The sequence below is a fragment of the Streptomyces cinnamoneus genome (genome assembly GCF_014650495.1).
In the GTDB taxonomy this organism is placed as follows: Bacteria; Actinomycetota; Actinomycetes; order Streptomycetales; family Streptomycetaceae; genus Streptomyces; species Streptomyces cinnamoneus.
This window is the reverse complement of the sequence record NZ_BMVB01000002.1, coordinates 167831-179625: the sequence shown is the minus strand read 5'-3', so window position 1 is coordinate 179625 and position 11795 is coordinate 167831. Positions and strand designations below refer to the sequence as shown.

Below are 11795 nucleotides of genomic sequence, written 5' to 3'. Positions count from 1 at the left end.
TTGCCCAGTCATCCTACAACTGGTTGTCCTACAACTGGGCTCCGCCGTTCCCCGGGCTGCCGTCCCGGCCCCGGGCTACCGTCGAAGGGTGACAGTCGACGCGATACGTCTGCGGACCCGCTCCTGGGTCCGTTCCTCGCCCGGCACTCACATCTGGCTGCTGATCATCGGGATCACCAGCCTCGTCATCGCCTCCGCCAGCGAGGGCCTGGAGAGCTTCCTGCTGCACCGCACCAGCAGCAACATCCACGAGCTCAACAAGCACCCGATGCAGTCACTGCTCATCAGCGGCTTCTGGATCGCGGACCCGTCCTCGTTCCTGCTCTACGCCGTGCTCTTCGAGCTCTTCCACGCCAACGTGGAGCGCTGGATCGGCACGCTGCGCTGGCTGGCCACGGTGGCGGCCGCGCACATCGCGGCGACGCTGATCAGCCAGGAGGTGCTGCTGCTGGCCATCCAGAGCCACTCGGCGCCGCGCTCGATGAAGCACGTGGTCGACATAGGGGTCTCGTACGGGCTCGCCGGCTCCGCCGGCGTCCTCACCTACCGCGTGCCGCGGCCCTGGCGCTGGTGCTACCTGGCGGGGACGGTGCTGTTCTTCGCCGTGCCGCTGCTGACCGGCGGCACGTACACCGACGTCGGGCACGCGATCGCGCTGGCCCTGGGCCTGGCGTGCCGGCCGCTGACGCGCGGCCGGCCGGAGTGGGACGGCCGGCGGGCCCGGCGCGCGGTGCCCGCGGCCGTGCCCGAGGCCGTCAGACGGCGGCTGGGCGGAAGAGACGCTCCAGGACGACCGCGATGCCGTCCTCGTCGTTAGAGGCCGTCACCTCGTCCGCCACGGCCTTCAGCTCCGCGTGCGCGTTGGCCATCGCGACGCCGTGCCCGGCCCAGCCGAACATGGGAACGTCGTTGGGCATGTCGCCGAAGGCGATCGTCCCGGCCGCCCTGACGCCCAGCCGACGCGCCGCGAGCGACAGACCGGTGGCCTTGCTCAGGCCCAGCGGCAGCAGCTCGACTATGCCCGGGCCCGCCATCGTGACGCCCACCAGGCCGCCCGCGACCGCGCGCGCGACCTCGGCCAGGGCGTCGTCGTCGAGCGACGGGTGCTGGATGTAGAGCTTGTTCAGGGGGGCCGACCAGATCTCTTCCGCGTCCGTGATCGGGACGGCGGGCAGCGGTCCCTCCTGGACGTGGTAGCCCGGGCCGACCAGGACGTCGCCGTCCATGCCGTCCCGGCTGGCGGCCAGGTACAGCGGGCCGGTCTCGGCCTCGATCTTGGCGAGCGCCAGTCCGGCCAGCTGCCGGTCCAGCGTCACCGACGTCAGCAGCCGGTGCTCGCCCGCGTGGTAGACCTGCGCGCCCTGACCGCAGACGGCGAGGCCGCGGTAGTCCAGGGCGTCCAGGATGTGCCGGGTCCAGGCGACGGTCCGGCCGGTGACGACGATGTGCGCCGCCCCCGCCGCCGTGGCCAGCTGCAGGGCGGCGCGGGTGCGCTCCGAGACGGTGTCGTCGGAGCGCAGCAGCGTGCCGTCGAGATCGGTCGCGATCAGCCGGTACGGCAGCGGAGCGGATCCGTCTGCGGCGTCGTCACTCACTTGGCGAGGGGCTCCAGCAGCTCGCGGCCGCCCAGGTACGGGCGGAGCGCCTCGGGCACGCGCACGGAGCCGTCGGCCTGCTGGTGGTTCTCCAGCAGTGCCACGATCGTGCGGGGCACGGCGCACAGCGTGCCGTTGAGCGTCGCCAGCGGCTTGACGTTCTTGCCGTCGCGCATGCGGACGGACAGGCGGCGGGCCTGGAACTCGTTGCAGTTGGACGTGGAGGTCAGCTCGCGGTACTTGCCCTGGGTGGGGATCCACGCCTCGCAGTCGAACTTGCGCGAGGCCGAGGCGCCCAGGTCGCCGGTGGCCGTGTCGATGACCTGGAAGGGCAGCTCAAGGCTGGTCAGCCACTGCTTCTCCCACTCCAGCAGGCGCGCGTGCTCGGCGTCGGCCTCCTCCGGCGCGACGTACGAGAACATCTCGACCTTGTCGAACTGGTGGACGCGGAAGATGCCGCGGGTGTCCTTGCCGTACGTACCGGCCTCGCGGCGGAAGCACGGGGAGAAGCCGGCGTAGCGCAGCGGCAGCTGGTCCGCCTCGATGATCTCGTCCATGTGGTACGCGGCGAGGGGGACCTCGGACGTGCCGACGAGGTAGAGGTCGTCGTTGTCGAGGTGGTAGACGTCCTGCGCGGCCTGGCCGAGGAAGCCGGTGCCCTCCATGGCGCGCGGCTTGACCAGCGCGGGGGTGAGCATCGGCGTGAAGCCGGCGGCGGTGGCCTGGGCGATGGCGGCGTTGACGAGGGCGAGCTCCAGCAGCGCGCCGATGCCCGTCAGGTAGTAGAAGCGCGAGCCGGAGACCTTGGCGCCGCGCTCGACGTCGATGGCGCCGAGCGCCTGGCCGAGCTCCAGGTGGTCCTTGGGCTCGAAGCCCTCGGCGGCGAAGTCGCGGCGGGTGCCGACGGTCTCCAGGACGACGAAGTCGTCCTCGCCGCCGCGCGGCACGTCCGGGTGGACGAGGTTGCCGATCTGCAGCAGCAGGCGCTGGGCCTCCTCGGCGGCCTCGTCCTGCTCGGCGTCGGCGGCCTTGACGGCGGCGGAGAGCTCGCCGGCCTTCTTCAGCAGCGCGGCCTTCTCGTCGCCGGCGGCCTTGGGGATGAGCTTGCCGAGCGCCTTCTGCTCGGAGCGGAGTTCGTCGAAGCGGACGCTGGACGACCTGCGCCGCTCGTCGGCGGAGAGCAGTGCGTCGACGACGTCGACGTCCTCTCCACGGGCGCGCTGGGAGGCGCGCACACGGTCGGGGTCCTCACGGAGCAGGCGAAGGTCAATCACCCCTCCAGGCTACCGTCGTGCACTGCGATCGCTCGACGCGATATTCCTTTTCCTTCCGGTTTGCCCCACTCTGGGGTGAAGGGAAAAGCCCGTGATCCCTCCCTGCGGGCGCCCGCAGGGATTTCTGGAAAACCGGAAAAGGAGGGGCACAGGGGGCGCAAAGGGGCCGTGTCGAACGGCGAGCGGCCTTGTGGAGGACGGGAGTTGAGGATGCCCGTTGTCCACAGGAAGTGATCCCTCCGGTTCTTTGTCCACAGGGTGTGCGCGAAAACTGTGGATGCCGGAATCTCGCCTTCCGCCTCTTCTGTCATTCGTCAGAGTTTCTCCGGCCAAACATCGTCCGGACACTCTTTGGGGTGGGTTTCTCTCCCCCTAAGGGGTTGTTCGAGGCTTTTCGGTAGACGCAAGGGTGGGTGCCCGCCGCAGCGGGGCTGTGGATGGCCGGAGCGACCGACTGCAGCGATTTGTCGACCTTGACCGTTTCGCCGCGCTTCTCGGTACCTCGCCGTGTCGACTTATCCCCAGCTTCGGGGGTGCCTGTGGATAACTCTGTGGGAAAAGCTCAGGTCCGGCCGTCCTGGCAGCGCGCCAGCCACTCCGCGGCCGCCACGAAATCACCGTCCGAGGTCCCCGGCTGCACCACGGAGGCATTCGTTCGGATGTCCGGGGCAACACCCGCACGCGGATACGACCCCAGGAACCGCACTTCCGCGCACGTCCGCTTCAGCCCCATCAGCGCTTCGGCCACCCGGCGGTCGCTGATGTGCCCCTCGCAGTCGACCGAGAAGCAGTAGCGGCCCATTCCCTGACCCGTCGGCCGCGATTCGATCCGCATGAGGTTCACGCCCCGCACGGCGAACTCCTGCAGGTACCCCAGCAGCGCGCCCGGGTGGTCGTCCCGCTGCCACATCACCAGGGACGTGCGGTCCGCGCCCGTCCGCGCCGCCGGCCGCGCCGGACGGCCGACCAGGACGAAGCGGGTCTCCGCGTTCTCCGCGTCGTGGATCTCGGTGACCAGCGGCTGCAGCCCGTACGTGGCCGCCGCGAACTCGCCCGCGAACGCGGCGTCGTAGCGGCCCTCGCGCACCAGTCGCGCCCCGTCCGCGTTCGACGCCGACGACTCCCACACCGCGTCCGGCAGGTGGGCCGCCAGCCAGTTGCGCACCTGCGGCTGGGCGACCGGGTGCCCGGTGACCGTCTTGACGTCCTCCAGCCGCGTGCCGGGCCGCACGAGCAGCGCGAACGCGATCGGAAGCAGCACCTCGCGGTAGATCATCAACGGCTCGCCCGTGGCCAGCTCGTCGAGCGTCGCGGTGACGCCGCCCTCGACGGAGTTCTCGATCGGCACGAGCGCGGCCGCGGCCTCGCCGCCCCGCACCGCGTCGAGCGCGGCGGGCACGGAGACCATGGGGACGAGCTCGCGGGTGGCCGCCTCCGGGAGGGTGCGAAGGGCGGCCTCGGTGAACGTGCCCTCCGGGCCGAGGTAGGTGTAGCGCGTTGCCGACCTCACGCGATGTCCCTCCGAGCGATCATCTGGTGGAGCTGCCACCCTACCGATGCCCGTGCGGGGCCGTTCGCGGATGCCCGGTGACGCCCGCGCGGGGACGGCCGCCCCGGCGTGGGCCCCGGATCACCCCTCCAGCAGCCGCTGCCCCACGTACTCCCCCGGAGCGCATCCGCCCGGGACCGCGAACACCCCGCTCGCCTCGTGCTTCAGGAAGCGCGAGAGCCCGTCGCCGCGGTCCAGCTTCCGCTGCACCGGGGTGAAGCCCTTGCGCGGGTCCGCCTGCCACGCGATGAACAGCAGGCCCGCGTCCGGAGCGCCGTCGTCCCGGAAGCCGTCGTGGTACGAGAACGCCCGGCGCAGCATCGCCGCACCGCGGTTGGTCCCCGGCGAGGCCACCCGGATGTGCGCGTCGCCCGGGATCGCCAGCACCCCGTCGGGACCCATCTTGTTGAAGTCCGCGCGGGTGGTCTCGGTGCCTCCCGACAGCGGGGAGCCGTCCGACTTCCGGCGGCCGATGATCTTCTCCTGGCGCTCCAGCGACAGGTTGTCCCAGCTGTCGAGCAGCATTCGGATGCGCCGGACGACGACGTACGAGCCGCCCGCCATCCACGCGTCGGCGCCGGTGCGGTTGTCCGGCACGAAGATCCGTTCGCCGAAGTTCGCGTCGGTCTCCTTCGGGTTGTTCGTGCCGTCCATCTGGCCCATCAGGTTGCGGCCGGTCATCGGCTGCTCGGTGGCGCCCGGCGCACGGTTGAAGCCGTTCATCTGCCAGCGCAGCCTGGCGGTGCCCGCCGCCAGCCGCTGCAGCAGCCGCAGCGCGTGGAAGGCGACCAGCCCGTCGTCGGCGCCGATCTGCACCCACAGGTCGCCCTCGCTGCGCTTGGGGTCGAGGGCGTCGGCGGTGAAGGCGGGCAGCGGCTCCAGCGCCTCGGGGCGCTTGGCCGTGAGACCGGTCCGGTCGAAGAAGGTGCGGCCGAAGCCGATGGTGACGGTCAGGGACGACGGTCCGGCGTCGAGGGCGGTGCCCAGCTCGTCACCCTGGGGCGTGCGCCCCTCCATCATGTCCGCGGCCGCGGCCGACCAGCGGCGCAGCAGCGCCGCGGCGGCCTTGGCGTCGGCCTTGGGCGCGAGGTCGAAGGCGGCCAGGTGTCCGTGCGCCTGCGAGGGCTGCAGGATGCCCGCCTGATGGGTGCCGTGGAAGGCCACGTTCGCCGAACCGACGGAGGAGAGGGGGTCGGGCTTGCCGCGCACCACCGACGCGCCGGTGGCACCGGCGGCGCCGCCCGCGACGAGCGCGACGGCGCCGGCGGCACCGGCGGTGCCGAGCAGCCGTCTGCGGGAGACGCCGCCGGTGCCGTTGTCGGAGATCTTCTGCGCGTCCTCGGAGGACGCGTCGCCGGAAAGGGTGTCAGTCCTGTCAGCCATCAGTTGATCTTCACGCTCTCGATCTCGGTGACCTGGTCGATGTCCGAGGTCCGTACGGTCAGGGACAGCTGCCAGTCGCCCGCCATGGGCAGCCGGAAGCCGGTGGCCTGCCAGCGTCCGACGGACTGACGCACGAGGGCGGCCCGGAGTGGACCGATGCGCTGCGTCGTCTCGGTCATGGCCAGTGTGAGCTCAGGGACGTCCACGGGGCGTCCGGAGGGATCCGTCAGAGTGACGGAGACGGTGGTGGCGCCGGAGCGCGCCGGGTCGACGGTGACGCGGGCGGTGCCGCGGCCGTTCGTACCGCCCGTGTCGTAGGCGAGGCGCACCTCGGCGGGGCCCGCGGCGGACGGGGCCGCGCCGGCCGCGCCCGCCGCCCGCTTCTGCCCGGCCTCGGCGCGGCCGGGCTGGGTGCCGGTGAGCAGGGTCGTGACGACCAGCAGGGCGACGGCGACGGCCGTCTCGGCGAGGACCGAGCGCCGCAGCCCGCTGCGGTCCGCGTCGGCGTCGCGCTCCCGCAGTCCGGTCGCCTTCTCGACCGCGGCCCGCTGCCGGGCGAGCTGGGCGGCCCGGACGGGATCGGCCGTGGCGGTCCTGGCCGCGGCGGGTACGCCCACCGGGCCCCTGGTCCGGCGCGCGGCGGTGCCCGCCGCGCCGGAAGCCTGCCCGCCGGTCCCGCCGTCGGCGAGCCGGCCCGTCCACCGCCGCGAGAAGAAGGCGACGGCCAGCATGACGGCGACCAGCGCCACCTTCAGCAGCAGCCAGCGCCCGTACTCCGTGCCCGTCAGCGTGCTCCACGAGAAGCCGACCTGTCGCCAGGACTGGTAGAGGCCGGTCGCCACCAGGACGCACACCGAGGCGAACGCCAGGCGCGAGAAACGCTCCACCGCCGGGCGCCGGATCGCCTCACCGGACCGCAGCACGGCCAGCAGCCCGGCCAGGCCGCCCAGCCAGACCGCCGCGGCCAGCAGGTGCGCCACGTCGACGGGCATGGCCAGCCACGGCTGGATGCCCGCCGAGGCGTGCTCGGCCATCGCCCACGTCGCCGCCAGGCCGGCCGCGACGACGAAGCCGCCGATGCCCAGCCCGTAGGCGACGTTCCGGCGCGCGGCGTCCGCGTCCTCGCGGGAACGGCCCTCGCCGGGACGGTCGTCGCCCTCCCGCGCGTACGAACCGAACAGCACCGCCAGGAAGACGGCCGCCGCGCTCAGCAGCAGCAGCCGCGACAGCAGCGCCGCGCCCGGCTTGGTGGCCAGCACGTCGCCGAGCAGCGACAGGTCGGGCACCGAGCCCAGCCCCTTGCCGCTCGTGTACGCGCCGCGCAGCAGCAACAGCGCGGTCGTGGAGACGAACAGCGTGACCCAGCCGGCCACCGCGATCCGTTGCACCGGCCGCGAGGAGCGGCACACGCCCGCGAAGACGCAGCCGCCGACGAGCAGGACGAAGCCCGCGTACGCCGCGAGGCGCCCGGCGCCGTAGAAGGTGTCGACGGCCGGGTCGATCGTCGTGGCCGCCGACCGCACGGTCACCACCGTCTTCGACGGGGCGCCGACGGAGAAGGTGAAGGCCCCGGCCACCGGGTGGCTGTCCGCCGAGACGGCCTGCCACGCCACCGTGTAGGTGCCGTCGCCGATCCCGCCGCGCAGCGTGACGGCCGCCGACTCGGACCTGCCGTCCACGTGCTGCGGCCGGCCCTCGTCGACCCGCTCGCCGCGCGGGTCCAGGACCCGCACCGAATCGGCGCTGAGCAGCACGCCCTCGGAGAAGGTGAGCTCCACCCGCTGCGGGGCGCTCGGCACGACCGACCCGTCGGCGGGGTCGGTGGAGGTCAGTGCCGCATGGGCCGACGCCGTGCCGGCGCCGAGCGTCAGCGTGCACAGCAGCGCGGCGAGCACGGCGGCGAGCAGTGACGGCACCCGCCCGGTGATCGGGGTCTTCATCGCACGTCAGTCCTCGGTTCTCAGTCCTGGGGACGGAAGGTCGTGCTCTCGACCGGCACCTTGATCTTGATGGGCGCCGACGTGGCGAAGTGCAGCGTGAACTCGATCTTCTCGCCGGTCTTCGGCTTGTGACTGAGCTTGCCGAGCATCAGGTGCGTGCCGCCGCGCGCGAGCGACAGCTTGCCCTTGGCCGGCACCTCCAGCTCCGCCGCGTGCTTCATCTGCGAGCCCTCGGTGGTGTGGAGGGTCGCGTCCGCGGAGAGCGGCGTGGTGACCTTGGTGAGCCGGTCGGCCTCGCCGCCGTTGTTGGTGACGGTGAAGTAGGCCGCGGCCATGTCGGCCATCGCCGGCTGCGGCAGGTAGGCGCCGCTGACCGACAGATCGGGCTTGCCGGGGGAGAGGGCGTTCTTCTCCGACTGGCACCCGGTCACCAGGAGCAGGCCCCCGGCGACGACGAGCGGCAGGACGGCGGCGGTGGCGGTGGTGACCTTGTTCATCTTCTTGGCGCGCATCACGGGTTCTCCCCCTTGATGATCTTCGGGAGATCCTTGGTGTACTGCTCGGACGTGGTGGACGAGGTGTAGATCCAGTGGCCGCCGTCGTCCTTCGGCGAGAAGCCGACGACCTCGGCGCCGTGGCTGACGGTGACGGAGCCGTCCTTCTCCTTCTTGGCCGGCTCGACGAGGATGCCCAGCGGCTTGGCCGCGGCCTGGATGGTGGCGAAGTCACCGGTGAGGCCGACTATGTCCTGGCCGCCCTGCGCGTCCAGCCACTCGCGCATCCGCTTGGGGGTGTCGCGCTCGGGGTCGGTGGTGACGAAGACGACCTGGAGCTTGTCCTGGTCGTCCTTGGACAGCTTCTTCTCGGCGGCGGCGATGTCGGCGACGACCGTCGAGCAGACGTCGGGGCAGTAGGTGTAGCCGAAGTAGAGCAGGACCGGGCGGCCCTTGGTCTCCTTGACCAGCTCGTACTTCTTCTCCGAGGTGTCCGTCAGGACCAGGTCGGGCTTGGCCTTGGGCGAGTCCAGGACGATCGCCCCGGTCTTGGCGGGCTCGGCGGAGACGTCGGCCACGGGCTTGTCGCCGGAGTCGCCCGAGCCGCCGCAGGCGGTCAGGGTGAGCGCGGCGGCCGCGGCCAGGGCCGCGCCCACGAACTTGGTGCGCATGGAGTGCTTCTCTCCAGGGAATCGGTCGGTGCTGCCGGCCCGGCGGGCGCGCGGACGCGCCGCCGGACCGGCCTTACGGGCCTGGGGGAGCCGGAGGGGCTCAGGCGGCGGAGCGGCGGCGTCCGGCGACGACGCCGAAGACCGCGCCGGCCACGCCGACGACGATGCCGACGACGCCCAGGACGCGGGCGGTGGTGTCGGAGCCCGAGGACTTCTCCGCGGCGGTCGTCGCGGCCGCGGAGCCCTTGTCGGCCTTGTCGCCCGCGGCCTTGTCGTTCTTGTCGTCGTGGTGGCCGTCCGCGCCGGCGGTGGAGCCCTTGGCGACGAGCTTCAGGACCGGGGCGGGGTGCTCGGCCTCGTGGCCGCCCGGGGTCGAGGCGTCGATCCAGCGCACGACGTCGTCGTCGGAGTAGGTCTGCAGGGCCTTGAAGACGAGCTCGTCGGCGTCGGTCGGCAGCTGGCCGACGGACAGCGGGAACTGCTGGAACTGACCCGGCTCGATCTTGCCGCCGGTCCAGGTGACCTTGGAGACGGCCTCCTCGATCGTCTTGCCGTGCATCTGCAGCGGCTTGTCGAGCTTGGTCTTCTCGACCTTCACCTCCCAGCCCGGCACGGCCTGCGGCATCACGGAGGCCAGCGGGTGCTTGGGGTCGAGGCTCAGCTCCAGCTTCACCGTCGAGGCGTTGTCCTTCTCGTTGGGCACCTTGACGGAGATGGTGCTGTAGCCGCCCTTCTCGGCGGTGCCGGGCTGCACGCTCACGTGCGCGGAGGCGGGGCCGGCGAGCAGCAGCAGGCTGCCGGCGGCGACGCCGCCGACGAGGGCGGTACGGGCGGCACGGAGACGACGGGACGAAGTCATGGGGAAACACTCCACGGGGCAGGAGACAGAAGGGGGATGGCGCGCGTGCGGCGACAGCGCGAACACCCCCTGCCGCTCCTTTTCCGGGCAGTGGTGCGTCGCGTCGTCAGGCCGCGAGGGCGTAGCGCGGCGGGCCCCGCCTGATCACCAGATGGCGCAGCTCCGGCTCCCGGGCCGGACGTTCGTCTTCGGCGTCCGCCGGCCGGCCGGTCACGACGAGCGGCGGTGCCGCCGGCACGCGGACGAGCAGCAGCAGCGACCGCAGCGCGCGGACGAGCGTCGCCTCCGCGAGGCCGCGCGCCGACTGCGCCGACAGCCGCACCGCTCGCCACAGCGCGGCCTCACCGCGTCGCAGCACCCAGCCCAGGGCCAGTGCGGCGAGGAGGTGGCCGAGCGTCATCGCCGGTGAGGGCAGCAGCGCGTGCCACAGGGACGCCGGGGCGCCCTGGCCGGCTCCCGCCTGGTGGACGGCGGGGTGGACGGCCGGGTCGAGGCCGGCGTCGGTGATCACCTGGCGGGCCTCGGCGGCGGACAACGGGCGCTGGTTGCAGGTGAGCTGCGTGGCGAAGTGGATCAACCCGCCCTCGGCACCGGCCCGTCGGCCGTCCGCCGTGCCGGACATGGCGGACGCCGAGGACGCGGCGTGCTGCCCGAGGCCGAAGAGCGTGTGCAGCGCGAGCTGTCCGACGGCCAGGAAGGCCGCGATCCCCGGCAGCGAGCGCTCGCGCCCGGCCAGCGGCGCGGCCACGGCGAAGACGGCCAGGAAGGCGGCGCCCAGCGTCCACGGCGGAACGCTCGCGCAGGAGGCCAGCACGTGCCCGCCCGCGGACAGCAGAACACAGACCGCGGTGAACACCGCGGCCCGGATCAGTCGCAGATCGGCGCCGGCGCGCGCGACGGGGTGAGGCATGGCTGCGCCATCATCCCACCGGCCTTGCCGATTCCCTACGGCAGGGGTGGAAAGGAAGGACCCACCGGAAGCACTGCTTCCGGTCGCACCCCATACACGCCTTCCCCCACATGGCGCGTCGGCCGAATGAGCGGTCTCACACGGCCGGCAGGCTTACACCCCGCCTTGCGCGGCTATACGTATCGGTATGTCGAGCCGCAGCCAGGAGGCTGAGCATGAGCATTTGGTGGTCACTCCACTTGCGGCGCGAGGCCGCGAGCGTTCCGCTCGCCCGTCGGCTTCTGATCGGTGCCATGGAGACGGCCGGGGTCGATCCCGAGACCTCCTACGACCTCGCGGTCGCGCTCAGCGAGGCATGTGCCAACGCGGTCGAGCACGGTGGTGACGCGTCCCCCGGCTATCGCGTGACCGCCCTGATCGACGGCGACACCTGCCGCATCGAGGTCACGGATTCCGGGCCGGGCTTCACCGACCGGCCCGGGAGGGCCGGACGGCAGCCGGCCCGCCCGCTGCAGCCCAGGACCCCGGCCTCCGTCCACGACGAACACGGCCGGGGTCTCTTCTTGATCGCTTCACTCACCGATCACGTCCGCGTCCGCAACCGCCCGGGCCGACCGGGCGCCGTGGTCAGCTTCGACAAGATCCTCAAGTGGAGAGAGGGAGCCCCGCCGGCGGGGGCCCTGCTGAGGGCCTCGTGAGCAGGCGCGGCCCCGTTCGGCCGGGAGACCGGGAACGGCCGGTCAGGAGACCGAGAACGGCAGCGGGTGGACCTCGCTGACCGGATGGCCGGCCCGCTCGTGGACGCGCTTGACCGCATCCGCGGAGGGTGCCTCGGAGAGGCAGTAGACGGTGCCCGACTTCGGGTCCGCCCACGCCCGCTCGAAGTGCACGCCCTCCTCGCGCTCGATCGCCTGGTCGGCGCGGTGCGCGGTCGCGAGCTGGTCCTTGGTGATGCCCTGCATGCCGTGATGGACGTCCATGAACTTCGTCATGGCCGGCACCTCCCTCGTGCGGAAGCCTCTCCAGCCATGATGCGCCCGCCGCCGCCCGGCCGCCCCCGGGACGCGGACGACCCCGCGGCCGCCGTGCGGGGGCCGCGGGGTCGTCGTCCGGGCGGGCC

At 72.6% G+C, this 11795-nt stretch carries 12 protein-coding genes; 2 read left to right on the top strand and 10 right to left on the bottom strand.

Features of this window, described 5'->3' with window-relative positions; translation table 11 throughout:
* The first annotated feature begins 88 nt into the window (after positions 1–88).
* On the top strand, positions 89–817 hold the full coding sequence (locus IE182_RS03350; RefSeq protein ID WP_229844544.1) for a rhomboid-like protein: 729 nt from the start codon (positions 89–91) through the stop codon (positions 815–817).
* On the opposite strand, the gene IE182_RS03345 is transcribed toward IE182_RS03350, so the two are convergent.
* The 9 genes from IE182_RS03345 to IE182_RS03305 all read right to left on the bottom strand — a co-directional run bounded on the left by IE182_RS03345 (position 756) and on the right by IE182_RS03305 (position 10675).
* Positions 756–1595: an HAD family hydrolase gene (locus IE182_RS03345; protein WP_190108096.1), complete on the bottom strand. Its 840-nt coding sequence runs from the start codon at positions 1593–1595 to the stop codon at positions 756–758. The two genes, IE182_RS03350 and IE182_RS03345, sit on opposite strands and share 62 nt — an antisense overlap.
* The gene (serS, locus tag IE182_RS03340; RefSeq protein WP_190108095.1) at positions 1592–2869 is read right to left on the bottom strand and encodes a serine--tRNA ligase; all 1278 of its coding nucleotides are present in this window, start codon (positions 2867–2869) and stop codon (positions 1592–1594) included. Before serS ends, IE182_RS03345 begins: the two co-directional genes overlap by 4 nt.
* 562 nt (positions 2870–3431) lie before the next feature.
* The gene (gene pheA / locus IE182_RS03335; protein ID WP_190108094.1) at positions 3432–4379 is read right to left on the bottom strand and encodes a prephenate dehydratase; all 948 of its coding nucleotides are present in this window, start codon (positions 4377–4379) and stop codon (positions 3432–3434) included.
* A 120-nt stretch (positions 4380–4499) separates the two neighbouring features.
* Positions 4500–5801: an iron uptake transporter deferrochelatase/peroxidase subunit gene (gene efeB / locus IE182_RS03330; RefSeq protein ID WP_190108093.1), complete on the bottom strand. Its 1302-nt coding sequence runs from the start codon at positions 5799–5801 to the stop codon at positions 4500–4502.
* Positions 5801–7741, bottom strand: coding sequence for a copper resistance CopC/CopD family protein (locus tag IE182_RS03325; RefSeq protein WP_190108092.1), 1941 nt, complete (start codon positions 7739–7741; stop codon positions 5801–5803). The genes efeB and IE182_RS03325 overlap by 1 nt, the downstream gene beginning before the upstream one ends.
* A 20-nt stretch (positions 7742–7761) precedes the next feature.
* Positions 7762–8253: a copper chaperone PCu(A)C gene (locus tag IE182_RS03320; RefSeq protein WP_229844543.1), complete on the bottom strand. Its 492-nt coding sequence runs from the start codon at positions 8251–8253 to the stop codon at positions 7762–7764.
* On the bottom strand, positions 8253–8906 hold the full coding sequence (locus IE182_RS03315; RefSeq protein ID WP_190108091.1) for an SCO family protein: 654 nt from the start codon (positions 8904–8906) through the stop codon (positions 8253–8255). The genes IE182_RS03320 and IE182_RS03315 overlap by 1 nt, the downstream gene beginning before the upstream one ends.
* 100 nt (positions 8907–9006) lie before the next feature.
* On the bottom strand, positions 9007–9765 hold the full coding sequence (locus tag IE182_RS03310; protein WP_190108090.1) for a YcnI family copper-binding membrane protein: 759 nt from the start codon (positions 9763–9765) through the stop codon (positions 9007–9009).
* 106 nt (positions 9766–9871) lie between these two features.
* On the bottom strand, positions 9872–10675 hold the full coding sequence (locus tag IE182_RS03305; protein WP_190108089.1) for a hypothetical protein: 804 nt from the start codon (positions 10673–10675) through the stop codon (positions 9872–9874).
* Positions 10676–10890: 215 nt separating this feature from the next.
* Between IE182_RS03305 and IE182_RS03300 the strand changes: the two genes are divergently transcribed.
* Positions 10891–11373, top strand: a complete 483-nt coding sequence (locus IE182_RS03300; RefSeq protein ID WP_190108088.1) for an ATP-binding protein — start codon at positions 10891–10893, stop codon at positions 11371–11373.
* Positions 11374–11415: 42 nt separating this feature from the next.
* On the opposite strand, the gene IE182_RS03295 is transcribed toward IE182_RS03300, so the two are convergent.
* Positions 11416–11667 (bottom strand): SCO4226 family nickel-binding protein, encoded by a 252-nt coding sequence (locus tag IE182_RS03295; protein ID WP_190108087.1) that lies wholly within the window; start codon positions 11665–11667, stop codon positions 11416–11418.
* Positions 11668–11795 lie beyond the last annotated feature (128 nt).